The 26,310-nt window shown below is 68.1% G+C and carries 24 protein-coding genes; 10 read left to right on the top strand and 14 right to left on the bottom strand.

Annotation, left to right across the window (positions count from 1 at the left end; all coding sequences use genetic code 11):
• Positions 1–2: 2 nt before the first annotated feature.
• From ACWFRF_RS24945 to hrcA, 9 genes are all read right to left on the bottom strand, one after another.
• A complete protein-coding gene (locus ACWFRF_RS24945; RefSeq protein ID WP_387447760.1) occupies positions 3–2,843 on the bottom strand; it encodes an ABC transporter substrate-binding protein in 2,841 nt (946 codons plus the stop codon).
• A gap of 90 nt (positions 2,844–2,933) precedes the next feature.
• A complete protein-coding gene (gene era, locus ACWFRF_RS24940; RefSeq protein ID WP_358112172.1) occupies positions 2,934–3,845 on the bottom strand; it encodes a GTPase Era in 912 nt (303 codons plus the stop codon).
• Positions 3,838–4,173 carry a cytidine/deoxycytidylate deaminase family protein gene (locus tag ACWFRF_RS24935; protein WP_378993864.1) on the bottom strand — a complete coding sequence of 112 codons (336 nt, stop codon included), beginning with the start codon at positions 4,171–4,173 and terminating at the stop codon, positions 3,838–3,840. The genes era and ACWFRF_RS24935 overlap by 8 nt, the downstream gene beginning before the upstream one ends.
• Positions 4,166–5,536, bottom strand: a complete 1,371-nt coding sequence (locus ACWFRF_RS24930; RefSeq protein ID WP_379313931.1) for a hemolysin family protein — start codon at positions 5,534–5,536, stop codon at positions 4,166–4,168. Before ACWFRF_RS24930 ends, ACWFRF_RS24935 begins: the two co-directional genes overlap by 8 nt.
• A complete protein-coding gene (ybeY, locus tag ACWFRF_RS24925) occupies positions 5,533–6,081 on the bottom strand; it encodes an rRNA maturation RNase YbeY (RefSeq protein ID WP_364410399.1) in 549 nt (182 codons plus the stop codon). Before ybeY ends, ACWFRF_RS24930 begins: the two co-directional genes overlap by 4 nt.
• A gap of 63 nt (positions 6,082–6,144) precedes the next feature.
• A complete protein-coding gene (locus ACWFRF_RS24920) occupies positions 6,145–7,209 on the bottom strand; it encodes a PhoH family protein (RefSeq protein ID WP_378637749.1) in 1,065 nt (354 codons plus the stop codon).
• Between the two features lie 200 nt (positions 7,210–7,409).
• The gene (locus ACWFRF_RS24915) at positions 7,410–8,150 is read right to left on the bottom strand and encodes a 16S rRNA (uracil(1498)-N(3))-methyltransferase (protein WP_452452481.1); all 741 of its coding nucleotides are present in this window, start codon (positions 8,148–8,150) and stop codon (positions 7,410–7,412) included.
• A 4-nt stretch (positions 8,151–8,154) separates the two neighbouring features.
• Positions 8,155–9,309, bottom strand: a complete 1,155-nt coding sequence (gene dnaJ / locus ACWFRF_RS24910; protein ID WP_378993858.1) for a molecular chaperone DnaJ — start codon at positions 9,307–9,309, stop codon at positions 8,155–8,157.
• 130 nt (positions 9,310–9,439) lie between these two features.
• A complete protein-coding gene (gene hrcA / locus ACWFRF_RS24905) occupies positions 9,440–10,474 on the bottom strand; it encodes a heat-inducible transcriptional repressor HrcA (protein ID WP_378637503.1) in 1,035 nt (344 codons plus the stop codon).
• A 356-nt stretch (positions 10,475–10,830) separates the two neighbouring features.
• Here hrcA and ACWFRF_RS24900 point away from each other — a divergent pair, with 356 nt between their 5' ends.
• Both ACWFRF_RS24900 and ACWFRF_RS24895 read left to right on the top strand, forming a co-directional pair.
• Entirely contained in the window at positions 10,831–11,244 is a 414-nt protein-coding gene (locus ACWFRF_RS24900; protein ID WP_378993856.1) for a hypothetical protein, read from the top strand.
• A 146-nt stretch (positions 11,245–11,390) separates the two neighbouring features.
• Positions 11,391–12,689, top strand: coding sequence for a hypothetical protein (locus ACWFRF_RS24895; protein WP_452452478.1), 1,299 nt, complete (start codon positions 11,391–11,393; stop codon positions 12,687–12,689).
• A gap of 66 nt (positions 12,690–12,755) precedes the next feature.
• Here ACWFRF_RS24895 and ACWFRF_RS24890 read toward each other — a convergent pair whose 3' ends face one another.
• The 3 genes from ACWFRF_RS24890 to ACWFRF_RS24880 form a co-directional block, all read right to left on the bottom strand.
• The gene (locus tag ACWFRF_RS24890) at positions 12,756–12,998 is read right to left on the bottom strand and encodes a hypothetical protein (protein ID WP_067456243.1); all 243 of its coding nucleotides are present in this window, start codon (positions 12,996–12,998) and stop codon (positions 12,756–12,758) included.
• Between the two features lie 277 nt (positions 12,999–13,275).
• Positions 13,276–14,496 (bottom strand): radical SAM family heme chaperone HemW, encoded by a 1,221-nt coding sequence (hemW, locus tag ACWFRF_RS24885; RefSeq protein WP_452452477.1) that lies wholly within the window; start codon positions 14,494–14,496, stop codon positions 13,276–13,278.
• 51 nt (positions 14,497–14,547) lie between these two features.
• Positions 14,548–14,976 carry an SgcJ/EcaC family oxidoreductase gene (locus tag ACWFRF_RS24880; protein WP_452452475.1) on the bottom strand — a complete coding sequence of 143 codons (429 nt, stop codon included), beginning with the start codon at positions 14,974–14,976 and terminating at the stop codon, positions 14,548–14,550.
• Between the two features lie 435 nt (positions 14,977–15,411).
• On the opposite strand from ACWFRF_RS24880, the gene ACWFRF_RS24875 reads away from it, so the two are divergent.
• The 6 genes from ACWFRF_RS24875 (at position 15,412) to ACWFRF_RS24850 (ending at position 22,331) form a co-directional block, all read left to right on the top strand.
• Positions 15,412–17,196 carry a nitrite/sulfite reductase gene (locus ACWFRF_RS24875; protein WP_379311914.1) on the top strand — a complete coding sequence of 595 codons (1,785 nt, stop codon included), beginning with the start codon at positions 15,412–15,414 and terminating at the stop codon, positions 17,194–17,196.
• 20 nt (positions 17,197–17,216) lie between these two features.
• A complete protein-coding gene (locus ACWFRF_RS24870; protein ID WP_379311915.1) occupies positions 17,217–17,936 on the top strand; it encodes a phosphoadenylyl-sulfate reductase in 720 nt (239 codons plus the stop codon).
• Entirely contained in the window at positions 17,915–18,892 is a 978-nt protein-coding gene (gene cysD, locus ACWFRF_RS24865; protein WP_452452471.1) for a sulfate adenylyltransferase subunit CysD, read from the top strand. The genes ACWFRF_RS24870 and cysD overlap by 22 nt, the downstream gene beginning before the upstream one ends.
• Entirely contained in the window at positions 18,892–20,187 is a 1,296-nt protein-coding gene (locus tag ACWFRF_RS24860) for a sulfate adenylyltransferase subunit 1 (protein ID WP_378993844.1), read from the top strand. Before cysD ends, ACWFRF_RS24860 begins: the two co-directional genes overlap by 1 nt.
• On the top strand, positions 20,187–21,032 hold the full coding sequence (locus ACWFRF_RS24855; RefSeq protein ID WP_452452469.1) for a sirohydrochlorin chelatase: 846 nt from the start codon (positions 20,187–20,189) through the stop codon (positions 21,030–21,032). The genes ACWFRF_RS24860 and ACWFRF_RS24855 overlap by 1 nt, the downstream gene beginning before the upstream one ends.
• 339 nt (positions 21,033–21,371) lie before the next feature.
• Positions 21,372–22,331: a hypothetical protein gene (locus ACWFRF_RS24850; protein ID WP_452452467.1), complete on the top strand. Its 960-nt coding sequence runs from the start codon at positions 21,372–21,374 to the stop codon at positions 22,329–22,331.
• A gap of 50 nt (positions 22,332–22,381) precedes the next feature.
• Here ACWFRF_RS24850 and ACWFRF_RS24845 read toward each other — a convergent pair whose 3' ends face one another.
• Positions 22,382–23,005, bottom strand: coding sequence for a TetR/AcrR family transcriptional regulator (locus ACWFRF_RS24845; protein WP_378993838.1), 624 nt, complete (start codon positions 23,003–23,005; stop codon positions 22,382–22,384).
• A gap of 103 nt (positions 23,006–23,108) precedes the next feature.
• Between ACWFRF_RS24845 and ACWFRF_RS24840 the strand changes: the two genes are divergently transcribed.
• Positions 23,109–24,527, top strand: coding sequence for an MFS transporter (locus tag ACWFRF_RS24840; RefSeq protein ID WP_452452465.1), 1,419 nt, complete (start codon positions 23,109–23,111; stop codon positions 24,525–24,527).
• Between the two features lie 16 nt (positions 24,528–24,543).
• Positions 24,544–25,239 (top strand): SGNH/GDSL hydrolase family protein, encoded by a 696-nt coding sequence (locus ACWFRF_RS24835; RefSeq protein ID WP_452452463.1) that lies wholly within the window; start codon positions 24,544–24,546, stop codon positions 25,237–25,239.
• Between the two features lie 75 nt (positions 25,240–25,314).
• Here the strand turns inward: ACWFRF_RS24835 and ACWFRF_RS24830 are convergent, their stop codons facing one another.
• Positions 25,315–26,253 (bottom strand): helix-turn-helix transcriptional regulator, encoded by a 939-nt coding sequence (locus ACWFRF_RS24830; RefSeq protein WP_452452462.1) that lies wholly within the window; start codon positions 26,251–26,253, stop codon positions 25,315–25,317.
• Positions 26,254–26,310: the final 57 nt, after the last annotated feature.

The following is a 26,310-nucleotide window of genomic DNA, read 5'->3' as shown; positions in this document are numbered from 1 at the left end:
TCCTATCGGCCCGGTTCCGTCCACCCTTCGAGGTCGCTCTTGGTACCCGACGGGCAACCGTCCTGGCCGGTCTGCCGGGGAAACATCATCAGGCAGCGCTGTGGTCCCGCGCCGCCGACCGCGGTGGTGACCAGCACCGCGATCGACGAGCCGTCGGCGACACGGCTGGTCGAGAAACCGAGAGTGCCGGTGACGCCGCGATAGTCGGACTCGCGCAGCTGGACCGCGATGGCGGTTCGGTTCGGCGGGAGGTCGGCCAGCACGCCACGGCTGTTGCGCACAGCTTGAACGAACAGGCCGCTCACGTCGAAGGCCAGACCGGTACGGTCACCCGCCCAGGTGGGCCGGTAGTCGGTGAGGTCGGGATAGCCACGGAGGTCCCCGATCAACCCCGCCAGTTCGGTACACAGCTGCTCGTGTTCGAACGGCACCGGCTGGTCGCCGAGCTTGCCGATGCCGCCGACACAATCGGCGCCGCCGAGCATGACCGGCGAGGCCTTGGACACATAGCGCACGGTGAGGTTGGCGGGAAGCGCGGCGGTGGCCTTCGGATCAGTGATCAGCCTGGTCACCGCGTCGTTGCCGAGGATCGCCGGGCCCGCGCCGCTGAGGCAGCCACGACTCACCGATTTGGCGAAGGTCGGGAAGTCGTCGTTGCGGCCCGCGAAGAACAGCAGGGTGCGACGGTCGAATCCGGCGGTCTCGCACGGTGCGGGGAAACGGTAGAGCTGCTGCTGTTCGCGCCAGCTCATACTCTGTTGGGCCACACCGCGTTTGGTGAGCTCCTTCTGCAGATCTTCCACCAGGGTGGTCACGTACAGATCACCGGCGGCCTCGGGGTGATAGATCGCCACCTTGTCGTAGCGCGATGCGCCGTTGAGGTCACGGGCACCCTGCACATAGTCGGCGACCAGACGGGCCTGCACGGTATTGCTCGGTGCCGCTTGGAAATACAGCGGCGATGCCTGCTCCAGACCATCGGCGGACAAAGTCGTGGCCACCGCGGGCACCCCGAGTTCACCGAGACGCGTGATGGCCTTGCGGGTTTCGTCGTTGCTGCGATCGATTCCCACCACACCGAGCACGCTGGGATCGTCGGCCACGAGCTCGCGCAGCGGATTGTCGACCACCCACCCGGCCTGGCGCATATCGGAGCCGCCGTTGGCGATGATGATGCGCAGCAACGGTTCCGATTCATCGGAGGCCAGCAATGCGCGACGCTGCTGCACCGCCAGTCCGGCCAGCTCCTCGACCTGGGCGTGCGGGTAGCGCACATTGGTGTCGACGTAGCTGAGGCCGGCGAAGTACACCAGCGAGATCAAGGGTCTGTTCGGGTTGTTCGCGCGCGCGTCGGCCGCGGCGACATTGAGCCGGAACACTTCTCGCTGCATCGCCGACAGCTCGGGATCATCGGCGAAGGTCTGGCGGGGGTTGTCGCTGTAGCCGACGCATTCACCGTCGCGCAAACTCACCGAGACACCGTCGGTCCACGGCCAGTGCGAGCATTCGGCGCCACGCAGCGGTGGGAAGTAGACCAGGGTCGCGGCCACGGCCAGCACGATCGGGATCAGCACACACAGACCCACGAACCAGCTGCGCGCGGCGAGCGGCGGCGCCGGCGGCAGTGCGAGACCGCGAAATCGGCCATCGCTGACGCGCGGGGTCGTGTCGGGCGGCAGGATCGCGCGCAACGGGAGGAACCAGGCGTCGGCCTGACGATGGGTGCGCCGGTTGTCGATCTCGCGCACCCACTCCTGCAGTGGATCGGGCGGTTGCGGGGTCGGCGCGTCGGCGAGACTTTCCAGGGTGCGCAGCGGGCGGAGGTCGCTGATGTGCGAGAGCTCGCCGACCTCACGGCTGGGCCCTTCGTCGCGCAGCGCCACCACGACCAGCGGATCGAAAAGGCCGGTCTCGTTCCTGATTTCGTTGATCCAGGTGAGGATGCGCGCACCGTCGCTGCCCTCGGCCAGACCACCGAGCAACGCCACCGGATACGCGGTGCGCCGCCAGCTCGACGGGCGCCAGATCCGGCGTCGGTAGGCATCGCGCAGGTCCTCGAGAAACGCGTGCACGAGGAGCTTGGCAACCTGCTCCTCGTTCTCGTCGACCCGATGTGACGCGGTGAGCCGGGACGCGAAACCGAGGAAGCTGCCCGACAATTCAGGCGCCAGGTAGCGCTGGTGCAGGAACCACCGCGTCACCTTCGACATGCCGGGAATGCGCCCCGACACCCACAGCCACAACCGCAGCACCGGCCACAGCGCCAGCACACCGAAGACCACTCGCGAAATCGTGTCGCCCGCAACACCTTCGGCGGTGTCGGAACGGCTCGTCGGTGAACCGCTACGCAGCAGTTTGGGCAGTCTGCGACGCAGCTCGTCGGGTGCCTCGGATTCGTCGGAAGTCACCCGCTGGCGGGTCAGCCAGTCGGCGGTGCGGTAGCGCGGGAACTTGATCGCGCCCATCGCGGTGTCGTCGGCGGCGAAACCCGCCACCAGCTGCTGGACGATCGGCAGGCAGTGGCCGGGGATCTCCTGGTCATTGGCGTGCGGACCCGCGTCGATCGCGTTGAGGTCGGGGGTGAGCAGCGTGCGCGGCAGGTCGGGCGCGTGCAGGTCGATCTTGACGCGCGGCGTCGCCCGCCTGCCCCCGGATTCGCTGAGCCAACTGTAGATTTCGCCGACCAGCGCGGTGTGCCCGGCAACGCCGACGACTTCGATGATCGGCCGCGGCAGCGCGCGCCGCCCGTGGACCAATGTGCGCAGCACGCGCGGGCGGGCGTCGGGAATCTCGAGCGCCCGCAACAGCTCCAGCAGCTTGCCGACATCATTGGCATCGGGCACTTCCACGGCCTCCCCGGACGATCAGCGACGCACGCCGAACGAACCGGCATGTTCGCCGAACGATACCCCGAACCGCCGACAGTCAAACGGTCAAAAGCCCAGCTTCCCCAGCTGTTTCGGATCGCGCTGCCAATCCTTGGCGACCTTCACGTGCAGGTTCAGGTAGATGCGGGTGCCCAGAATGTGCTCGATCTGCTTGCGGGCATTGGTGCCGACCTCCTTGAGTCGGGCGCCGTTCTTACCGATGATGATCGCCTTCTGACTCGGCCGTTCGACGTACAGCAGGGCATGCACTTCGAGCATGTCCTCGTTCGCCTCGTACGGCTCGATGTCCTCGATCACCACGGCCAGCGAGTGCGGCAGTTCGTCGCGCACGCCTTCCAGAGCGGCCTCGCGGATCAGCTCGGCCATGAGGGTTTCCTCCGGCTCGTCGGTGATCTCCCCGTCGGGATAGAACGCCGGACCCTCTTGCATCTGCGAGGCGATCACGTCGACGAGCACCTCGACCTGTTCGCCCTTCACGGCCGAGACCGGAACGACCTCAGCTTCGGGGCCGAGCAGCTTCGACAGCGCCATCAACTGGTGGGCGATCTCGTCGCGACCCACCTTGTCGATCTTGGTGACCACGCCGAGGATCTTGGTCTTGGGCGCCATCATCCTGATCTGCTCGACGATCCAGCGGTCACCGGGGCCGATCTTCTCGTCGGCCGGGATGCACAACGCGATCAGGTCGACCTCGGAATAGGTGTCGCGGACCAGGTCGTTGAGACGCTGGCCGAGCAGGGTGCGCGGACGGTGCAGGCCGGGGGTGTCGACCAGGATCAGCTGGGCGTTCTCACGGTGCACGATGCCGCGGATGGTGTGGCGGGTGGTCTGCGGGCGCGAGGAGGTGATCGCGATCTTGGTGCCGACCAGGGCGTTGGTGAGCGTCGACTTGCCGGTGTTGGGGCGGCCGACGAAACAGACGAAGCCGGAACGGAATTCCTTGCCGGAGTCAGCCACCGTGCACCTCGCTCAGCACGGCACCGGTGCGGTCGGTGCGGATCACCGAAGCCGACGGCGAGACCTCGCGCACGGCGTCGATGCCCGCGTCCTCGGCGTCACCCCCGACGACGACCGCCGCCTCGAACCCCTCGGCGCCGCTCGAGATCGCGGCGGCCACGGCGGCCTGCAACGCGGTCAGGCGCAGCGCGGTCAGCCCGACCTCGCCCGCGGCGTAGGTGCGGCCATCGGTATCGCGCACCGCGGCGCCGCTCGCACCCCCGGTGCGGCCCAGCGCGCCACGCGCCAGTACCAGCAGTTTGTTGTCCTCTGCGTTCAGTTCACTCATGGTGTTCTCCGTTGTCGTCGGGCACGCGCACCGTGTCGGTGTCGGCGGTTGCCTCGTCGGTCGTGCCCTTGCGAGGCTTGTCGGTCTTCTTCTCCGCCTTGTCGGCCTTGTCCGCGGCCCGGCGCACCAGCACGGTGTTGACTCGCATGCGCCCGCGCGCGTCGGCGCCACCCTCGCCGCGCAGCACCAGCCCGTAGACGGTCACCTTGGAGCCGGGCAGCGGAACGCGGCCCAGCTCGTGAGCGAGCAGCCCGCCCACCGTGTCCACGTCGTCGTCCTCGATGTCGAGGCCGTACAGCTCCCCCAGGTCTTCCACCGACAGCCGCGACGAGACGCGGTAGCGCCCGTCGCCGAGGTCCTCCACGGGCGGGGTTTCGTCGGTGTCGTATTCGTCGGCGATCTCACCGACGATCTCCTCGAGCACGTCCTCGATGGTCACCAGGCCCGCGATACCGCCGTACTCGTCGACCAGCAGCGCCATGTGATTGCGGCGGCGCTGCATCTCGTCGAGCAGTTCGTCGAGCGGCTTGGAATCGGGGACGAAGTTCGCGGGCCGCATGACATCGCCCACCGACACCTTGCGGGCGCGATCGGCGTAGGGCACAAGGTCTTTCAGGTAGACCACGCCGCGGATGTCGTCGACGTTCTCGCCGATCACCGGAATCCGGGAATGGCCCGATCGCACCGCCAGTGACATCGCCTGGGCGGCGGTCTTGTCGTCCTCGATCCACACCATCTCGGTGCGCGGCACCATCACCGCGCGAGCCGGAGTGTCGCCGAGCTCGAAGACCGACTGGATCATCCGGCGTTCATCGTCGGCCACCACGCCGCGCTCGCGGGCCATGTCGACCACCTCGCGCAGCTCGATCTCGGAAGCGAAGGGGCCGTTGCGAAATCCCTTACCGGGGGTGATCGCGTTGCCAAGCAGAATCAGCAGGCGGCTGACCGGGCTGAGCACCGCGCCGATGATCTGCAGCGGCACGGCGGCGGCCAACGCGATCGAGTAGGCGTGCTGACGGCCGAGGGTACGCGGACCGACGCCGATCACGACGTAGGAGACAACAACCATCAGCGCGGCGGTGACCAGCAGCGCCGTGCTCTCGTTCCACAGGTCGAGCGTCGCCGCCGCCAGCAGCACCGTGGCAGTGATCTCGCACAGGATACGCAGCAGGACAACGAGATTCACATAGCGCGGACGGTCGTCGACGATCTTGCGCAGTCGTGCGGCGCCGGGGCGCTCCTCGCGGACCATGTCGTCGAGCCTGGCCCGTGACACCGTGTTCAGTGCCGAGTCCACGCCCGCGAACACCCCGCCGATACCGATCAACACGATTGCCAGCGGGATCAGGGTCAGTGCTGTCACGCGGGGCCTTCACCGGGTGCGGTGAAACCTGCCTTGCCGAGTAGACGGTCGTCACGCTCGGCCAGCTCGGCGCGGCGCTGCTCCTCGCGCAGGCTCACGTACCACTCCTCGAGCAGCTGAGCCTGCAGCGCGAACATCTCCTTCTCCTCTTCCGGCTCGGCATGGTCGTAGCCGAGCAGGTGGAGCACGCCGTGCACGGTGAGCAGGGCCAGCTCGTGATCGAGCGAATGGTCTGCCTTCTGCGCCTGACCCATCGCGAACTCCGGGCACAGCACGATGTCACCGAGCATGGACGGGCCGGGCTCCGGGCTGTCGGGACGACCGCCGGGCTCGAGTTCGTCCATCGGGAACGACATCACGTCGGTGGGGCCGGGCAGGTCCATCCAGCGCACGTGCAGGTCGGCCATGGTGTCGAGATCGACGAGCACCATCGACAGTTCGGCGGCAGGATGGACGTCCATCCGGCCGATCACGAAACGCGCGACGCTGACCAGGTCTTCTTCGGGAACGTCCATGCCCGATTCGTTGGCGATCTCGATGCTCACCTGTTCAGGGTACGGTGCTGGCCCGACGCCGCCGGGAGCGGCATCGGGCCAGCGTGGCGCACCTCAGCGCCGGTCGCTGCGACCCGCGGCCCTGCGCTGGGCGCGATTGCCCGGGTAGTGCGGGCCCGGCACCGCGCGGGTCTCGGATTCGAAGCGGTCGTAGGCGTCGACGATGTCGGAGACCAGTCGGTGACGGACCACGTCGGCGCTGGTGAGCTCCGAGAAGTGGATGTCGTCGATATCGGTGAGGATCTCCGCGGCCGCACGCAGGCCCGAGCGCTGACCGTTGGGCAGGTCGACCTGCGAGATGTCGCCGGTGACCACCATCCGCGAACCGAAGCCGAGGCGGGTGAGGAACATCTTCATCTGCTCGGCCGTGGTGTTCTGCGCCTCGTCGAGAATGATGAACGAATCGTTGAGGCTGCGACCACGCATGTACGCCAGCGGCGCGACCTCGATGACACCGGAGGCCATCAGCTTCGGAATGGCTTCGGGGTCCATCATGTCGTGCAGGGCGTCGTAGAGCGGGCGCAGGTACGGGTCGATCTTGTCGTTGAGGGTGCCGGGCAGGAAGCCGAGCCGTTCACCCGCCTCGACCGCGGGCCTGGTCAGGATGATGCGGGTGACCTGCTTGGACTGCAGGGCCTGCACCGCCTTGGCCATGGCCAGGTAGGTCTTACCGGTGCCCGCGGGGCCGATGCCGAACACGATCGTGTTGTCATCGATCGCGTCGACATAGCGCTTCTGGTTCAGCGTCTTGGGGCGGATGATCTTGCCACGCCGCGACAGGATATCCAGGCTCAGCACCTCGGCGGGCGATTCGGACACGCCCTCGTCGGTGAGCATCGAGATGGTGTGGCGAACCGCCTCGGGCGTGATCACCCGGTTGCGGCCGGTCAGCGCCACGAGCTGCTCGATGACCCGCTCGGCCAGCGCCACATCGCCTGCCTTACCGGTGATGGTGACGGTGTTGCCGCGGACATGGATGTCGGCCGGGAGGAGTTTCTCCAGCTGCCGCAGGTTCTGGTCGGCCGAGCCGAGGAAACCGAAAACCGACTCCGGAGCGAGCTCGATGCTGGAACGCACGGTCCGCGCGGCGGGACCAGCATTGTTACCGCCTGCGCCGATGTCTGATACGGGGTTGGTGGGGTTGCCGATCTCGCCTGAGTTCTTCAAAAGTGGCTACAGCCTGCTTCCGGTTTCGACCTGGTGTTCGATGAGATCAGTTTACCGCCGAGCACTGACACCGCACAGTGGATAAAAATGCGCCCGTGCTATGCCGTTCGCGTCCCCGTGAAATACCCGGTTCCGGACGGTCCACTCCTGCCTCACCAGCGCGAGGTCAACGCCCCCAGCGCGCCGAGCGCGACGGCCGCCGCGGTGGAGGTGCGCAGCACGGTCGGGCCGAGGAGCACGATGTCGGCTCCCACCTCCGCGAGCGCGGCCAGCTCGGCGTCGTCGAGGCCGCCTTCGGGGCCGACGATCAGCACCACTTCGCTCGCCGCGGCCAGCGGCAGTTCGGTGAATCTACCCGCGCCGGATTCGTGCAGGGCCGCGACGATCGCGCCGTCCGCCTTGGCTTTTCGCACCAGTTCCACCAGGTCGCGGGTGCGGTGCAGGGCGGCGATCTCGGGAATGTAGGCGCGACGGGATTGGCGGGCCGCGGACTTCGCCGCCGCACGCCACTTCTCGATGCCCTTGGCGGCCTTGGCTTCCCAGTTCGCGACGCAGCGCGCAGCCTGCCACGGGACGATCAGGTCCGCGCCGGCCTCGGTCATCAATTCCACGGCCAGCTCGGAGCGATCCGACTTGGGCAGCGCCTGCACCACGGTCACCGCCGGGGTGGGCGGCGCGGCGATCCGACGGTCACGGACTGCCAGTTCGAGCCGGTCCTTCTGGGCCGCAACGACTTCCGAGTCGGCCAGCACACCGTGCCCATCGGACAGGGTGATCGGTTCGCCGACCTTGATCCGGCGCACGGTCGCGGCATGGCGGCCTTCGGGGCCGTCCAGCACTGCGACAGCGCCCGGCTCGGGGACCTCGTCGAGGTAGAAGACCGTCGCGGCCACGGGCTCAGCGCCCGCTGAACGACGCGCGCAGCCGGGCGAACAGGCCGCTGTTGTGCTCGGACTGGGTCGACATCACCTCGGCGCGATCCTTGTCCCGCATGCCCTTGAACTTGCGCAACAGATCGGTCTGCCTGCCGTCGAGCTTGTTCGGCACGACGATGTCGAGGTGGGCGAGCAGGTCGCCGCGCGCACCCGAACGCAGGCGCGGCATGCCGTGCGCCCGCAGCTGGATGACCTCGCCGGGCTGGGTGCCCGCCGCGATGGTGAGTTCGGTGGGGCCGTCGAGGATGGTGTCGACGACCACGGTGGTCCCGAGGATCGCGTCGACCATCGGCACCCGGACGGTGCAGTGCAGGTCGTCGCCGTCGCGCACGAAGGTGTCGTGCGGCTGCTCGACCACCTCGACGTAGAGGTCACCGGCATGGCCGCCGCCGGGGCCCACCTCGCCCTGCGCCGCGAGGCGAACCCGCATGCCGCTGGCGACACCGGCCGGGATGGGCGCCGCGATCTCGCGACGGGCGCGCACACGACCGTCGCCACCGCACTTGTTGCAGGGGTCGGGGATGGTCTCGCCCGCGCCACGACAGGTGGGGCAGGGCCGCGAGGTGAGCACCTGGCCGAGGAACGAGCGCTGCACCGACTGCACCTCGCCCGCACCGTCGCAGGTCTCACAGCGCACCGGCTTGGAGTTGCCGTTGGTGCCCGAGCCCACGCAGACATCGCAGAGGATCGCGGTGTCGACGGTCAGATGCTTGGTGACGCCGACCGCGCATTCGGCCAGGCTCAGCCGAGTGCGGATCAGCGAGTCGGCGCCGGGCTGGACGCGGCCGCGCGGCTTGCGCTGACCACCGCCCTGGCCGCTCATCCCGCCGAAGAACGCCTCGAAGACGTCGCCGAGGCCGCCGAAGCCCGCACCGTTGAATCCTGCTCCGCCGCCGCCGTTTTCGAGCGGGTCACCGCCGAGGTCGACGATCCGGCGCTTCTCGGGGTCGGTCAGCACCTCGTAGGCGGTGGAGACGTCCTTGAAGCGGGCCTGCGCGCCCTCGTCCGGGTTCACATCGGGGTGCAGTTCGCGGGCCAGCTTGCGGTAAGCGCGCTTGAGCTCCTGGTCGGTGGCGTTCTTGCCGACGCCGAGCAGTCCGTAGTAATCCCGTGCCACGTGAGTTCTCTAGTCCTTGGTCGGTGTGGGCCGGCCGAGCGCCGGGCGCATCCTTTAGTCGAATCCACTCAACTTTACCGGCCGAAGTATCGACCTTAACAGTCCGGTTGTCGTGGATCCCGAGCTGGCTTCACCTTTCGGCGAGCACCTCGCCGATGTAGCGGGCGACCGTCGCGACGGATGCCATGGTGCCGGGGTAGTCCATGCGGGTCGGGCCGAGCACACCCATACCGCCGAGCACAGCGCCCGCCGCACCGTAACCGGTGGAGACGACGGAGGTGCCGCGCATCTGCTCGACCTGGGTCTCCTCGCCGATCTGCACCATCACCTGGCCCGGCTGCTGGGCGGCGGCGAGCAATTTGAGCACGATGACCTGTTCTTCCAGGGCTTCCAGCACGGTGCGCAGGGAGCCGGGGAAGCCGAAATCGGCGACATTGCGGGTGAGATTGGCCGTGCCGCCGAGGACCAGGCGTTCTTCGGGGTGCTCGACCAGCGTCTCCACCAGGACGGTCGAGACCCGGACCAGCACGTCGCGGATCTTTGCCGGTGCGCGTTCGGGCACACCGGCCACCGACGCACTCGCCACCGACAGCAGCTTGCCGTCCATAGCCCCGCCGAGCAGGCCGCGCACGGCGGCCAGGTCCTCGTCGGAGATCACCGCGCCCAGGTCGACGATGCGCTGGTCGACGCGGCCGGTGTCGGTGATCACCACGAGTAACAGCCGGGCCGGATTGAGCGCGACGACCTCGATGTGGCGCACGATCGAGGCCGAGACGGTGGGGTACTGCACCACAGCGACCTGGCGGGTGAGCTGGGCCAGCAGGCGCACGCCGCGGCGCAGAACGTCGTCGAGGTCGACCCCGGATTCGAGGAATTCCATGATCGCCCGGCGTTCGGCGCCCGAGAGGGGTTTCACCTCGGCGATCCGGTCGACGAACTCGCGATAGCCCTTGTCGGTGGGGATGCGGCCCGAGCTCGTGTGCGGCTGCGTGATGTAGCCCTCGGCCTCCAGCACCGCCATGTCGTTGCGGATGGTGGCGCTGGAAACGCCGAGGTGATGCCGTTCCACGAGGGACTTGGAGCCGATCGGTTCCTTGGTGGCGACGTAGTCCGCGACGATCGCTCGCAGGACCTCGAAACGTCGATCCTCGGTACTCGACGCCATCGACCCCACCTTCCTCGCTCGTGCCTGGTACGTCACGCCTACCCGTGCTGCGTTCGCACAGGGTCGCACGCCGACGCTCGCAGCGTCTTGTTGTCCAGTCTAATTGTCTTGTTGCCGATGCCTGGATCGCACGGCTGTCCGGCATCGAACCGTCATGCGGGGATATCCGGCGTCGGGGGCGGTGTTCGGCTTGTCGGCTCGGTCGAGCCCCACGCCAGGGTTATCCACAGACCCGAGTTATCCACAGTTGTGGTTTCGCGGGTTGCCGGGCTCGGGCAGCGGGCGTAGATTTCGGACTGAATCAGGGGGCCTACCAGCTGTTTTCAGCTGACTACAGAGTGCACGGGGAGGGAACTGTGGTGTATCCGGGTGGGGTCGGCGAAGCGGGGCAAGTCGGTTCGAGCGCGGTCGCGGTGCGGCCGGCGGAGTTCGCCCGGATCGACGGTGCGTGTGTGGAATTTCTCCGCGCGATCGCGCGGATACGGGCACTTGCCGTGGAAATCGGCGATCAGGAGCGCTGGGGGCTCGGCGAGGGAGAAGCGCGGTTGGTATCCGGTCGCACATTGGTCGCGCGATTGCGTTCCCTCGCGGCGGCGAACGAGAACAGCGTCACTGCCGTATTGGACGCGCATTCACAGATCGTGGCCGATATTCGGCAATCTTTCCGGGCTGCGCGCGATCTGATGGTGGTTGCTGACGAAGCGTGGGCTGATCGACTTCGGATGCCGGAACCCTCTGCGGGACAACATATTTCTTCGGTGTCAGCGTGACAGGCCCCGAGCCGAGCGGTATTCGCGGCGAGAACACATATCCGGACTATTCGAGCGACGTCACGAAATCGGGTGTTCCCGGCGGCGGGGAGAACACGCATTGTTGGCGACATCGAGAGATCGTCGCGGCATTCGGGGCGCTCGAGGTGACCGACGCATGGGCGCAAGCGGACAGGTTCGAGCAGATCGCGCGGTGGTGGGACGAGGGTCTACGCGCATTCCGGCACGCAGTGGATGGGTCGCTGGCGTCGGCTTGGTCGGGCGTGGGTGCCGCCGCAGCCGGATCCGCGGTCGACGACTATGTCGCCCGAGCGCACGATCTGACTGTCGCGCTGGAGGGTTTGCCGGACGTGGTTCGAGCGGCTGCCGAGGCGATCGTGGCGACCAAGTACGCGGTCGGGTCACCCGTTGCCGAGGAGATCGGCGCCGCGGCATGGTCGGCGAGTGGGGCGGTACACGCCATGGGCTCAGCATCGGCGCACGGTGCGGCTTCGGCCGCGGAGGAGGATGCGCGGGCGGCGATGCGGCAGCGATACGTGTTGCCGATCGCGGAGTTGGTCGCTCGCATTCCGGTGCTGCCCATGCCACTTCGGTCGTTCGACTCCGGCGAGCTGAGCGATCGGCAATTACTGATCGGCACCGTGGGGCAATCGCGAGGCGAGCTGCGCAAGCTGTCGCCGGTCGAGGTTTCCGCAGTTGGCGGGCAGAACTTGTCCGCCGCGTCCGGGGAGAGTTCGGCCCAGCAGGTGGCGATCGGCGACTCGGAGAAGGTGAGGAGTGATGGTCGCGGCACAGGAGTGCCGATCGACGGTCACGAACTGGTCGACGGCAGATCGGTGGAATCCGATGACCGATCGGCACGCCCAGGCAACGCTACGACGGTGACCTCGGCGTCGTCGGGTGTCACTGGCGCGGCACCGCCGAGCGGTGCGGCTGCGTTGACGGCACCTGTCGGCGCGGGGTTACTCACAGCGCCCGCGGGGACTTCCGCGGCGGCTGTCGACCCCGGGGTGGTTTCGGCGGGCCGTGTTCCCGCTGCAGGCTCAGCGGCTGAGCGTATGGGTCCGAGCGTCAGCACGAGCGGAGGCGATGACCGGACATGGGGTAGGGCACCGCGGTATCGACCGCCCGGCCAGCACGATGTGTCGAGGCCGGGTATCGGGCACAGCGTTCCCGGATCGACAGGCCCGGCTATCGGCGTCAACCCGCCGTCGGGGCACGCCACAACCAGGTCGGTCGATCGCTACTTCCATTGCGGAGGAGGACCGCCGACGGCGCCCGCGCCGGGCGTCGACGCCGTGCGCGGACTGCCGGAGTACTTGATCACGCTCGCGAACACCGCGGAACTACTCGGTGCGCCACGACCGGCGATAGCCGGTGGGGTGATCGGTGGTGGCGATGACTTCTCGCCGGTCGAGCAACGCTCAACGGCGACTCGGGGCTGACGGCGATGTCAGCGCGTCGGCGAAGGCGTCGGCAGTGGCCGCCCGATTCGGGCGGCCGGTGCCGGATCAGACTCGGGCAGCAGCGCCGCAGCGAGCGGCGGAGTCGGGGGCGCCGACCTGCTTGCCCGCGAGGGCGTCGAGACCCAACATCGCCAGCAGCGACGTGCAATCTTCGGCGTCGTTCGAGTGCGAAGCGACCGTCCGCGCGGCGACCGCGCATTGACGAGCGTTCTCCGCCTTCTCCGCGGAGCGCGCTTCAGCGAATTCGCTCTGCTCGTGGACGAGGGTGATGTGCCGTTCGGTGGACATATAACTCCCTAGGATCGAGCCGAAGCCTACGCCCCTAATCGTTATCTTCCACCCCGAACCCACCGAACATACCCTTAGAGCACCCCGCTGTTCGAGGCCTCTCGCCAGGTGTGCATTGGTGGATTACACCAGGATGACCGGGCAATCTTTGGATGCGATCCCAAGCCTGAGAAATCTCGAAATTCAGATCACGATGACATCACCACTCGCGCGATTCTTCGACTGGTTCAGCAGCCCGTCGATCAGCCGAGAACGGCTCCCGCGCCCCCTCGCGCGGTCAGGTGAGGAGGTCGCGGACGATGCCGTCGGCGAGGAGGCGGCCACGGTCGGTGAGGACCAGATTGTCGCCGGTGACGCGGGCCAGGCCGTCGGCCAGAATGCGGTCGAGAGCCGAGCTTGCCGAGGGGGCTAGATCCGCGAGAGGCAGGCCGGTCCGGAGGCGGACGGTGAGCATGAGGTGTTCGGTGTAGCGCTCGTCGTCGGTGAGGGCCTCCCAGCCCGCGGCGGGGAGACCGCCCAGGGCGACACGGTCGGCGTAGCGGGCGGGGTGCTTGACGTTCCACCAGCGAACGCCGCCGACATGGCTGTGCGCGCCGGGGCCGGCGCCGAGCCAGTCGCCACCGTCCCAGTAGCCCAGGTTGTGCTGACAGCGGGCGGCATCGCTCGCGGCCCAATTGGAGACCTCGTACCACGTCAGACCGGCGTCGGCGAGGCGAGCATCGATGCGTTCGTAGCGGGCGGCGAGGACATCGTCGTCGGGTGCGGGCAGTTCACCACGGCGGACCTTGCGTGCCAGCGCGGTTCCGTCCTCGACGATCAGGGAGTAGGCGGAGACATGATCGACACCGGCGGCCAGCACCGCGTCCAGACTCAGGTCCAGATCGGCATCGGTCTCGCCCGGGGTGCCGTAGATCAGATCGAGGTTCACGTGGTCGAACCCGGCCGCGCGCGCCTCTTTCGCCGCGGCGACCGCGCGGCCCGGTGTATGTGTGCGATCGAGCACCTTCAGCACGTGCTGTGCGGCGGACTGCATGCCGAGCGAGATCCGGGTGTAGCCCGCCACGCGGAGCCGCTCGAAGAACTCGGGCGAGGTGGATTCCGGGTTGGATTCGGTGGTCACCTCGGCGTCGGCGGCCAGGGTGAAGTTCGCCCGCACGGCATCGAGAACCGACGCCAGCCCGTCACCACCGAGCAGCGACGGTGTCCCGCCGCCGACGAAGATCGTCGACACCGCGGGCGTCGCGCTCGGCAGGGCACCGAACTCGGCCGCGGCGGTCGCGAGCTCGCCGCGCAACGCCTCCAGCCACGACTGCGGCGACGCCGAAGTACCCAGCTCCCCCGCCGTATAGGTGTTGAAGTCGCAGTACCCGCAGCGCGTGGCGCAGAAGGGCACGTGCACGTACACCCCGAACGCGCCGCTCCCGAAATCGCGCAGCACCGGCCGATCGGCATCGGCCGGTGTCACGCCGGGAACCCCGGAAGCAGCGCTGGTAGTCACCCCTCCAGTCTGCCGGGCCCTGGTAGCGCGCCCCGCCCGGCCCCTCGCACGTCAGTCCGTCACGACGGGCGTGTTCTGGTTGGCGGTGAGCACCCAGGCGCCGTCTTCCTTGGTCATCACGTACATCGGCGTGCCCTGCCCGGACAACTCGCCGTCGAGGGTGAAGTAACTCTGGCGGATCTTGACGGCGGCGACATCGGGCCGCAGGAACAGCACGTGCTCGACCTCGTAGGTCGCGGTGCCGTGCGTCGTGGCCCCTGGCAGCACCTGCGCCGTGAACTCGGCGATGGCCGGGCGCCCGAACAGCCGCTTGCCGTGACCGGTGGTCCAGATCGCGTCTTCCCGGAAGACGGCGACGAACTCCTCGGCCAGTTCGTTGGCCTGGGCGTGCGCGATGGTGTCGACGACGGCGCGAATGGCCGCGAGTTCGGTGTCGAGATCGGCGGGGGTCTGACCGGCGGCAGTGGCGTCATTGCTCATGGCACTACTGTGCAACCTCGAGTGCGATCCAGGTCAACCGCGCTGTGCGGCACCGCACACATGCCCGCGCGGGGTATCACAGCCCGGTTCCGGGCGGCGGCCTATGACCCCCGTCACAGAACAGGACGGCCGTCCAGGGAATTTCCCCCAAAAGTGCGGGAAATATCTCCTTGCGGTCGGAACGACCAGGCTGACGTGGCACAATAGCCACATGCACGCAACTGGAGTACGACTCGTGGCCCGTCGCCACGTCGACTTCCAGCGTGTCTGCAGCGCCTGTTGTCGGCCCGGTTTCCACCGGTAGCGCAGCGGCGTCCACGCCCGGGTATCCCCCCGGTGCCTTCGACTTTCATCGGCCCGCTGACCGCCTGACGCGAGCCAGCCCCTCGCGCCTTCAGCACGGATGTCCCAACACCCCCGCAGGAGCGACCACCCATGACGTCGAGCACCGACGCCGGTTCGACCGAACAGTCGACGGCGCAGGCCCGCACTGAGCGTTCAGCTGCCCAGCGCCCGGCCCGCCCGAGCACCGATGCCCCGGTCGCACCGCGCGCCCGCACCGGCAAGCCGGTCCGCCGCCGGTCCGAAGGCCAGTGGGCCCTCGGCTACCGCGAGCCGCTGAACCCGAACGAGCAGTCCAAGAAGGACGATAATCCGCTCAACGTGCGTTCGCGCATCGAGAACATCTACGCCAAGGGCGGCTTCGACTCGATCGACAAAGCCGACCTGCGTGGCCGTTTCCGCTGGTGGGGTCTCTACACCCAGCGTGAAGAGGGCTACGACGGCACCTTCACCGACGACGACAATATCGACCTGCTCGAAGCCAAGTACTTCATGATGCGGGTGCGGTGCGACGGCGGTGCGCTTTCCGCCGCCCAGCTGCGCACGGTCGGCCAGATCTCCACCGAGTTCGGCCGCGACACCGCCGACCTGTCCGACCGCGAGAACGTCCAGTACCACTGGATCGAGGTCGAGAACGTCCCGGAGATCTGGCGCCGGCTCGAGTCGGTCGGTCTGCACACCACCGAGGCGTGCGGCGACTGCCCGCGCGTGGTCCTCGGTTCGCCGCTCGCGGGCGAGTCGCTCGACGAGATCATCGACCCCACCTGGGCGATCGACGAGATCGTCAAGCGCTACATCGGGAAGAAGGAGTACTCGAACCTTCCCCGCAAGTTCAAGACCGCGATCTCGGGCCAGCAGGACGTGGTGCACGAGATCAACGACATCGCCTTCGTCGGCGTGAACCACCCCGAGCACGGCCCCGGCCTCGATCTCTGGGTCGGCGGCGGTCTGTCCACCAACCCGATGCTGGCGCAGCGCGTCGGCGCTTTCGTGCCCCTCGAAGAGGTCCCCGACGTGTGGGAAGCGGTCGTCTCGCTCTACCGCGACTACGGCTACCGGCGCCTGCGTACCAAGGCCCGCCTGAAGTTCCTGATCAAGGACTGGGGCATCGAGAAGTTCCGTCAGGTACTCGAGGACGAGTACCTGAAGCGCAAGCTCATCGACGGCCCCGCACCCGTGCAGCCGGCCAAGCCCATCGACCACGTCGGTGTCCAGAAGCTGCGCAACGGCCTGAACTCCGTCGGCTTCTCCCCCATCGCCGGTCGCGTCTCGGGCACCATCCTGAGCAAGGTCGCCGACGCCGCCGAGAAGTACGGCTCGGATCGCATCCGCTTCACCCCGTACCAGAAGCTGATCGTCCTCGACATCCCCGACGACCAGGTCGACGCGCTGATCGACGAACTCGAACCGCTCGGCCTGCAGGCCCGCCCCTCGGTCTGGCGTCGAAACCTCCTCGCCTGCAGCGGCATCGAGTTCTGCAAGCTGTCCTTCGTCGAGACCCGCAAGCGTTCGCAGGTGCTCGCACCCGAACTCGAGCAGCGCCTGGCCGACATCAACGCCGAACTCGACGTGCCGATCACCATCAACATCAACGGGTGCCCGAACTCGTGCGGCCGGTCCCAGATCGCCGACATCGGCTTCAAGGGCCAGCTCGTCGACGACGGCACCGGGAATCAGGTGGAGGGTTTCCAGGTTCATCTCGGTGGCAGCCTCGGTCTGGACAGCGCGTTCGGCCGGAAGTTGCGTCAGCACAAGGTGACCAGCGTCGAGCTCGGTGACTACATCGATCGCGTCGTCCGCAACTTCGTCAAGAACCGGGAATCCGGGGAACGCTTCGCGGTGTGGGCTGTGCGCGCCGACGAGGCCGACCTCCGATAGTCGATGAGGAGATCCCCACTGTGACAACGAATCTCGCGGCCAAACTGTCCGAAGCCGAATTGCGCGCGCTCGCCGAGCAGGGTGCGGCGGAGCTGGGCCCCGACGCCTCGCCCGCCGACCTGATCGCCTGGACCGACCGCAACTTCGGGAACGGCTACATCGTCGCCTCGAACATGCAGGACGGTGTGCTGGTCCACCTGGCCGCGCAGACCCGCCCCGGTGTGGACGTGCTGTTCCTCGACACCGGCTACCACTTCGCCGAGACCATCGGCACCCGCGACGCGGTCGAGGCCGTGTACGGGGTGAATGTGGTGAACGTGCGCCCCGAGGCGAGCGTCACCGAGCAGGACGAACTGCTCGGCAAGGATCTGTTCGCCCGCGACGCCGCCGAATGCTGCCGGCTGCGCAAGGTGGTCCCGCTGAAGAAGTCGCTGAGCGGCTACAACGCGTGGATCACCGGCATCCGCCGCGTCGAGGCGCCCACCCGCGCCAACGCGCCACTGATCTCGTTCGACGAAGCCTTCGGCCTGGTGAAGATCAACCCGATCGCACCGTGGTCCGACGACGAGATGCAGGCCTACATCGAGGCCAACGGCATTCTCGTCAATCCCCTGGTGGAGGAGGGTTACCCGTCCATCGGCTGCGCGCCGTGCACGCGCAAGCCCGAGCCGGGGTCCGATCCGCGCAGCGGCCGCTGGGCCGGTATCGCCAAGACCGAATGCGGATTGCACCAATCATGACCATCACCACCACTGGGAGTGAGCCTGTGAGTACCAACACCACCGAACGCGAACTCGGCCTGTCCGAGTTCGACACCCTCGCGGCGCTGGAATCCGAGGCGATCCACATCTTACGTGAGGTCGCGGGCGAATTCGAGCGTCCCGTGATCCTGTTCTCCGGCGGCAAGGACTCCACCGTCCTGCTGCACCTGGCGCTCAAGGCCTTCTGGCCCGCGCCGCTGCCGTTCACGCTGCTGCACGTGGACACCGGCCACAACCTCGACGAGGTGCTCGAGTTCCGCGACAAAGTGGTCGAGCGCTACGGCCTTCGCCTGCACGTGGCCTCGGTCGAGGAGTACCTGGCCGACGGCCGCCTGACCGAGCGTCCCGACGGTATCCGCAACCCGTTGCAGACCGTGCCGCTGCTCGACGCCATCACCGAGCACCGCTTCGACGCGGTCTTCGGCGGCGGTCGTCGCGACGAGGAGCGCTCGCGCGCCAAGGAGCGGATCTTCTCGCTGCGCAACGCCTTCGGGCAGTGGGATCCGAAGCGTCAGCGCCCCGAGCTGTGGAACCTCTACAACGGCAAGCACGCGCCGGGTGAGCACGTGCGTGTGTTCCCGCTGAGCAACTGGACCGAGCTCGATATCTGGCGCTACATCGCCCGCGAGGACATCGACCTGGCGTCGATCTACTACGCGCACGAGCGTCCGGTGTACTCCCGTGACGGCATGTGGATGACGCCCGGCGTGTGGGGCGGCCCGAACGAGAACGAGGTCCTCGAGACCCGTTCGGTGCGCTACCGCACCGTCGGCGACGGCTCCACCACCGGCGCCATCATCTCCGACGCCGCCGACAACCAGGCCATCCTGGCCGAGGTCGCGGCGTCACGACTGACCGAACGTGGCGCTACGCGCGGCGACGACCGTGTGTCCGAAGCCGCCATGGAAGACCGCAAGCGAGAGGGTTATTTCTGATGTCCGACCTATTGAGGCTGGCCACCGCCGGTTCTGTCGACGATGGCAAGTCCACGCTGGTCGGACGGCTGCTCTACGACACGAAGTCCGTGCTGGCCGATCAGATCGACGCGGTCACCCGCGCCTCGGTCGACCGTGGACTGTCCACGCCGGACCTGTCGCTGCTCGTCGACGGCCTGCGCGCCGAGCGTGAGCAGGGCATCACCATCGACGTGGCGTACCGCTACTTCGCCACGCCCAAGCGGTCTTTCGTGCTGGCCGATACGCCGGGGCACGTGCAGTACACCCGCAACACGGTGTCGGGCGCGTCCACGGCGCAGCTGGTGATCCTGCTGACCGACGCACGCAAGGGCGTCATCGAGCAGACCCGTCGCCATGCGGCCGTGCTGGCACTGCTCGGTGTGCCGCGTCTGGTGCTCGCGGTGAACAAGATCGACCTCGTCGACAACCCGGCCGAGGTGTTCGCCGAGATCTCCGCCGAGTTCAACGAGCTCACCTCGAAGCTGGGCTGGGCCACCGAGGACGTCATCGAGATCCCGGTCTCGGCGCTGCACGGCGACAACATCGCCAGCCGCTCCGAGAACACCCCGTACTACAACGGCCCGTCGCTGATCGAGCACCTGGAGTCCGTTCCGGTGGACGCTGATTCGACTGGTACGCACGCGCTGGGTCTGCGTTTCCCGGTGCAGTACGTGATCCGTCCGCGCACGGCCGAATACCCCGACTACCGGGGTTACGCGGGTCAGATCGCGGCCGGTTCGGTGTCACCCGGCGACGAGATCGTGGTACTGCCCTCGGGTAAGAAGACCACCGTCGAGCGCATCGACACCCCGGACGGCGAACTGGCCGTGGCGCAGGTCGGGCGCAGCGTGACGCTGATCCTGGCCGACGAGGTCGACATCTCACGCGGCGACATCATCGCCTCGGTGCACGACGCGCCGGAATCGATCGACACCTTCGACGCGACCGTGTGCTGGCTCGGCGACAAGGGTCTGCGTCCCGGCGCCCGGCTGCTGCTCAAGCACGGCGCCAAGACCACCCAGGCCATCGTCGGCGCGCTCGTGGAGCGGTTCGACGAGCAGACGCTCACCGCACAGGCCGGCCCGGAGTCGTTGGAGCTCAACGACATCGGTCGCGTCTCGCTGCGCTTGGCCGAGCCGATCCCGGCCGACGACTACCGCACCAACCGGCACACCGGGTCGTTCCTGCTGATCGACCCCGCCGGTGGCAACACGCTCGCGGCCGGCCTGGTCGGCGACGTGCTGACCTCGGTCGAGGTCGGTACCGCGGTCTGATGTATCGCCTGCCCGCTCCGCCGCGTGGTGCCGTTGCGGTGCCGCGCGGCGCGGGCGGGCCCGCGTTGATCGCGGTTGCCCATGGCAGCCGCGATCCGCGTTCGGCGGCGACCATGGCGGCCGTGGTCGCCGACGTTGCCGCTGCCCGGCCCGACATCCCGGTCCGGCTGGCTTTTCTGGATCTCAGCACGCCCTCGGTGGACGAGGTGGTCGACGACCTCGCCACCCAGGGGCACACCGACGTGATCGTCGTTCCGCTCCTGCTGGGCAACGCTTTTCACGCGCGGGTCGACCTTCCGGCTCTACTGGCCGAGGCAGGCCGCCGTCATCCCCGGCTGCAACTCACCCAGGCGGCGGTACTCGGCCCCGATCCGCTGCTCATCGCCGCGGTGGCCGACCGAGTCGCACTCTCGTGCCACCTCCCCCTGCTCCCCACCCTGGTCCCAGCCTTTCCGGGTGCGCTCGCTGCCACAACAGATCCGTTGAGTGATGCTCCGGTCGGAATCGCCGTCGCCGCGGTCGGTTCGCGCGACGCCGCGGCCAATCGGCGGACCGCGGTGGTATCTCGACGACTGGCGGCGGTGACCGGCTGCCCTACTGAAATGTGCTTCGCGACAGTCGAACCCAGTGTCGATCTGGCGGTGGATCAGCTGCGCGCCCGCGGAGCCGAACGCATCGTCGTCGCGCCGTGGTTTCTGGCGCCGGGGCTGCTCACCGACCGGCTGGTCGCGGCCGCGCCCGAGGTCGTGCATGCCGACGTGATCGGAGCACACTCCGCGCTGGTCGACGTGATCTGGGCTCGATACCACACTTCCGTCGCCGCCGAGCTCGTACTCTCGGCCTGATCCCAGCAGATCCGGGCCGCTTGGTCCCGCCCCGAATGGGGTAACCCCTCGCGCTGCCCTCGATTCGGCCGAGCCCACTCCGACCGGTTCGGGACGCGAGCGCGAGGTTCGCGCGGCCCACATCCGCACCCGCGACGATCCGCGCCTTCACTTCGGATCGACGTCGCCATCACCTCTACGGCCAGAAGTTCGCCTGTATCGCGTTTACTGGTGCGTCTCTCGGCACAACCGGATTCGGCATCCACGGTGGCGCAGCTCACACGCATTCCACTCTTTACAGCATACCCCCCAGGGGTATATGTTCGTATCAACGCACAGCGAACTGAGAGAGGCGAAACGATGACCACCAACGCCCACGCCGGACACACCGCACACGTCAACGCCGCAGCCCAGCCCGGTCACGTCGAACAGAGCACCGCACACGGCGGACACGCCGAACACGGCGGCGGTGCGCACGCCCGGCACAACGGTCACGCGCCGCAGGGTGGCGCCCATGAAGGACACGAGGCCCACTCCGAGCACGACGGTGGCACACACGCCGGACACGGCACACACGCAGGCGGGCACGATGCGGGTCTGCCCGGGGGCCTGCGGATTACGCAGGACGGGTACGCCCTCGACCTCGACACCACGATCGCCGAGCCCGGCAAGATCGACTTCCGATTCCGGATTCTCGGCCCGGACGGGTCGGCAGTGACCGAGTTCGACGCGATTCACGATCGCGAACTGCACCTGATCGTGGCGCGTCGCGAGCTGACCGGGTTCTGGCATGTACACCCGCGACGGGAAGCGGACGGCACCTGGGTGATCCAGCTGGACCTCCCCGAAGCCGGGGCTTATCGGGTGTTCACCGATATCGCACCGCGCGCACTCGGCCGCACCATCACCCTCGGCGCCGATCTGGCGATCGCGGGACACTATGCGCCACAGCAGGTTCCGGTGGTGAACCGCACCACCGAGGTCGACGGCTATCAGGTGGCAGTGGCCGGTGAGTTGCGCGCCGAGGGCGATCTACTGACGCTCACCGTGCGCAAAGACGGCGAGCCGGTGACAGATCTGCAGCCGTACCTGGCGGCTTTCGGCCACCTCGTCATCCTGCGCGCGGGCGACCTCGCGTACGTCCACGTCCACCCCAACGGCGAACCCGGCGACGGAATCACGCCTTCGGGTCCCGAAGTCACCTTCCACACGGCGGTTCCGGGCCCCGGGACCTACCGCCTGTTCCTGGACTTCCAGCACAACGATGTCGTCCGGACAGCCGCATTCACCCTCACCACTCTGGAGATCACGACTCCCTGACACGGCGACTGTTGCCGTGTCAGCCAGAGCACATCCGCGGACTCGGTCGGCTACGTTCGACTCGGTGCGTCCGACAACAAGCGGGTCGCGATGGTGCGGGCCGCTTCCACACGAGCCGAATCACCGGTCTGGCGAGCGACATTGGCGGCGCTCACGATCGCGTCCAGTTCGAAGACCAGCAGATCGGGGTCGACGTCGACGAGTTCGCCCATGGCCTGAGCCTTCCGGACCTCGCCGGCCAGGAAGGACAGCCAGTAGTCGTGGTCGGCGACGACGGCGTCGCGCACGGGACCGGGCTTGCTGCTGAATTCGGTGAGGGTGGCCACCCGGAAGCAGCCGCCGGGGAAGGGCGGATTCTCGATGTGCGCGAACCAGCCGTCGATCAGCGCGCGAACCCGGGTTCCACCGCGTGGCGCGCGCAGGCCGGGGGCGATGACTCGTTCGATGAAGATGTCACGGCCCGCCTGGACGGCGGCGAGTTGGAGCGCCTCTTTGGTACCGAAGAGGGTGGCGATGCCGCTCTTGCTGATGCCGAGGTCGGTGGCGAGCCGGCCGATGCTGAGACCGTCGAGACCCTCGACAGAGGCGAGTTCGGCGGCGCGCCGGGCGATGGTGGCGCGCGCACGGGCGCCCTTGGCCAACCGCTGATCGCTCGGTTCCGACAACTGGGTCATGTGCATCATTGTTCCACTGCGGGGTTGCGAAGGCGAACGATCGGTCGTACTTTTATTTACGAACGATCGTACGTTCTTATTTCTCCCCCTCGAAGGACTCCGCATGACCGACGTGACAGCTCGGCCCGAAGATCCGCTCAGCACAGCTACTCCCGACAGCAGCGCCGCGGGCCGCACCCTCGCCGTCGCCTCGGGCGCGGCATTCATCGCCTTCCTCGACCTCTCGGTCGTCAACATCGCGTTCCCGACGATCGCCCTGAGCTATCCCGGCACCCCCACCGGGACGCTGACCTGGATCGTCAGCGGCTACGCGATCGCGTTCGCGGCGCTGCTCACCCCGGCCGGGCGCATCGCCGACGCACTGGGTCGCCGTCGCCTGTTCGCGCTGGCACTGGCCGGATTCGCCATCACCTCGCTGCTGTGCGGCCTGGCGCCCGGCGCGGGCTGGCTCATCGCCGGACGGGTCCTGCAGGGCATCGCGGCGGCGTTCATGGTGCCCGCGGCACTCGGGCTGGTCCTGGAGGCCACGCCACGAGCGAAGATCGGCGCCGCCATCGGCGCCTGGTCGGCCGCCGGTGGTTTCGCGGCGGTGGTCGGCCCGGCGCTGGGTGGCGCGTTGGTCGAGGGGTTCGGCTGGCGCGCGGTGTTCCTGATCAATGTGCCGATCGCGTTGGCGCTGATCGTGCCGGGGCTGCGGCTGCCCGGCGGCGACCAGGGCTCCCGCGAGACGACGCTGCCCGATCCGCTCGGCACGCTCGCCGTCGCGATCGGGCTCGGTGCGATCGTCGCGGCCGTCACCGAAGGCCAGTCGTGGGGGTGGACCGCACCCGGCACGCTCTTCGCCTTGCTCGGCGGTCTCGCGCTGACCACGTTCGCGCTGCTTCGCTCCCGTCGGCACACCAATCCCGCTGTCGCCGTGGCACTGTGGCGTGATCGGCAATTCGCCGTGGCGAATGCGGGTTCGTTCCTGTTCGGCGCCTCGATGTTCGCCTGGCTGCTGGCCGGTCCGCTGTTCCTCGATGCCATCTGGGACTACTCCGTTCTAGAATCGGCGGCGGCGCTGACCGTCGGCGCGGTGGCCTCGATGGTGACCGCCGTTGTCACCGGGCGGATTACGGCACCGGCAGGCCAGCGGTGGGTAGGTGTGCTCGGTGCGCTGATGTCGACAGCCGCGCTGGTCTGGATGAGCACCGACGCCTTCGGGCCCGAACCCGCGCTGTGGACAGCGTGGATTCCGGCGGGCGTGCTCGGCGGCGGCGGGATCGGCATCGTCGTCACGGTGTTCGGCACCGCGGCAGCGAGTTCTGTTCCACCGCAGCAGTTCGCGGCGGGTATCGGAATGAACGTCACCGCCCGGCAGGTGGGCGGAGCACTCGGCATCGCCGTCCTGGCGGCCATCTTCTCGGCGACCTCCGACGACCCCCTTCGCGGCTTCCATCTGCTGTTCGCCGTGTGCGCGGCCATCAACCTCGCCGTCGCCCTGCTGCTCGCCGCGCCATCGCCGGCTCGTTCGACCGACTGAACCAGAGGAGATCGACATGTCTTCCAGCACACCGCTATCCGTGCAGTTCTCCGCCGAAGCCGACGATCCGCTGGTACTGGCGCCGGAGCAGGCCGCCGCACTGCTCGCGGGGGCACCGTGGCAGCGTTTCGCGGTGCTCGGCGATTCGATCGCCGCGGGGACGGGTGACCCCAGTCCCGGATACGCTCCCACCGGCTGGTCCGATCGGGTCGCGGCACACCTCACGTCGGTGAATCCCACACTGGCCTATCGCAATACGGGCCGGATCGGCGCGACCAGCGGTCAGGTCATCGACCGCCAGCTCGCCGAAATCCTGGAGTTCGCACCGGATCTCGTGCACCTCAGCTGCGGCGGCAACGACTTGTTCACCGCGGGCGGTAACGTCGATCAACTGCGCACGAATCTGTCGACGATCCTCACCGCGCTGGCCCCCACCGGGGCACAGCTGTCGATTTTCACCGTGGCCGACGTGTGGTCGGTCGAGCGGATGGCCCCGATGCGAGCCATGCGGCCGCAGATGATCGCGTTCAACGAGGTGGTGCGGGCGGTGGCCGCCGAATTCGATGCGGTGCTCACCGAATTCTGGAACCATCCGCTGCGGTCGAGACCCGAGTTGATGAGCGCGGACCTCATCCACTTCACCACGAGTGGGCACGCGGTGGTGGCCGGTGAGGTGGTCAGGTCGCTGGCCTCGCTCATCGACAGGTCGTAGTGGAGGCGGGGCGGTCGCAGCAGGATCGCCCCGCACAGACCTCAGCCGGCAACGGCTTGTGCGCCGATGCGTCGCTCACCTGTTGTCGTGCACCAATCGAGTACCGAGTGCGACCAGTTCGGATCTCACCTCGGCAGGACCGACCACCTCCACGTCGCCGCCCCAGCCCGCCAGCTGCCGAGCGACCATGTTCGCGGTATCGGCGGAGATCTGTGCTCGCACCCGACCGTCGGGTGCCGGGCCGAGCAGAGTGCAGTTGCGGCCCTGCTGATCGGCCAGGATCGGGGCGAGCTCGGTGGAGACGAGAACCGTCGCGGAAACGGCGGCGCGCCGCCCCTCCATCTGCTCGACGATCTGCGCCCATTCCGCGGGGAGATCGAAATCCGCTGGTCGGTCGGCTGTTTCGTCGAGCGTGATGGCGTCGGCGATCCGGTCGAGGCGGAAGGTTCGCTGCCCGCGGTCGGTGCCCGCGATGAGATACCAGACCGTCTCCTTCTCGACCAGGCCCCACGGATCGATCGTGCGGACCGTGCGTTCCCCCTTGCGCAGGTATTCGATGCGCACGCGGCGGCGATCCACCACCGAGCGGCGCAGCGTATCGAGCACCGCGGGTGCTCGAGGATCGGGGCGACCCCACCGCGCCGGATCGACCACAACCGCGTCGGCTGCGGCGGCCGCATCGGCGCGGAAAGTGTGCGGCAGGGCGCGGACCAGTTTGCGAAGGGCCGACTTCAGTTCGGGGGCGGCCTGGGCCGCCGGACCCGCGAGCAGGAACAGCGCCCTGGTCTCCCCCGCCGTCAGCCCGGACAGGTCTGTGCGGGCGCCGCCGATCAGCGACCAACCGCCCCCGCGACCTGATTGCGGATAGACCGGGATGCCCGCGGCCGACAAAGCCTCCAAGTCACGGCGGGCCGTCGCCACCGAGACTTCGAGCTCGGCCGCGACCTCCGCGGCCGTCACCCGCCCGCGTGCCTGCATCAACAACAGGGTGGCTACCAATCTGTCCGCTCGCATACTCGGCAATTCTGCCGAACAAAGTGCTCATTCGGTGAGCACTTTGGCTGGCAAGGT

The sequence above is a fragment of the Nocardia sp. NPDC055165 genome (assembly GCF_053606985.1).
This window is presented reverse-complemented; position numbering and strand designations above follow the sequence as displayed.

What these genes read in the sequence shown, in the direction of transcription:
- ACWFRF_RS24840 (WP_452452465.1), top strand. Translation starts at nt 23,109, where the DNA reads ATGACCGACGTGACAGCTCGGCCCGAAGATCCGCTCAGCACAGCTACT.
- hrcA (WP_378637503.1), bottom strand. Translation starts at nt 10,474, where the DNA reads ATGGCGTCGAGTACCGAGGATCGACGTTTCGAGGTCCTGCGAGCGATC.
- ACWFRF_RS24860 (WP_378993844.1), top strand. Translation starts at nt 18,892, where the DNA reads ATGTCCGACCTATTGAGGCTGGCCACCGCCGGTTCTGTCGACGATGGC.
- ACWFRF_RS24855 (WP_452452469.1), top strand. Translation starts at nt 20,187, where the DNA reads ATGTATCGCCTGCCCGCTCCGCCGCGTGGTGCCGTTGCGGTGCCGCGC.
- ACWFRF_RS24845 (WP_378993838.1), bottom strand. Translation starts at nt 23,005, where the DNA reads ATGACCCAGTTGTCGGAACCGAGCGATCAGCGGTTGGCCAAGGGCGCC.
- ACWFRF_RS24830 (WP_452452462.1), bottom strand. Translation starts at nt 26,253, where the DNA reads ATGCGAGCGGACAGATTGGTAGCCACCCTGTTGTTGATGCAGGCACGC.
- ACWFRF_RS24850 (WP_452452467.1), top strand. Translation starts at nt 21,372, where the DNA reads ATGACCACCAACGCCCACGCCGGACACACCGCACACGTCAACGCCGCA.
- ACWFRF_RS24835 (WP_452452463.1), top strand. Translation starts at nt 24,544, where the DNA reads ATGTCTTCCAGCACACCGCTATCCGTGCAGTTCTCCGCCGAAGCCGAC.
- ACWFRF_RS24875 (WP_379311914.1), top strand. Translation starts at nt 15,412, where the DNA reads ATGACGTCGAGCACCGACGCCGGTTCGACCGAACAGTCGACGGCGCAG.
- ACWFRF_RS24890 (WP_067456243.1), bottom strand. Translation starts at nt 12,998, where the DNA reads ATGTCCACCGAACGGCACATCACCCTCGTCCACGAGCAGAGCGAATTC.
- ACWFRF_RS24935 (WP_378993864.1), bottom strand. Translation starts at nt 4,173, where the DNA reads ATGAGTGAACTGAACGCAGAGGACAACAAACTGCTGGTACTGGCGCGT.
- ACWFRF_RS24880 (WP_452452475.1), bottom strand. Translation starts at nt 14,976, where the DNA reads ATGAGCAATGACGCCACTGCCGCCGGTCAGACCCCCGCCGATCTCGAC.
- cysD (WP_452452471.1), top strand. Translation starts at nt 17,915, where the DNA reads ATGCGGATTGCACCAATCATGACCATCACCACCACTGGGAGTGAGCCT.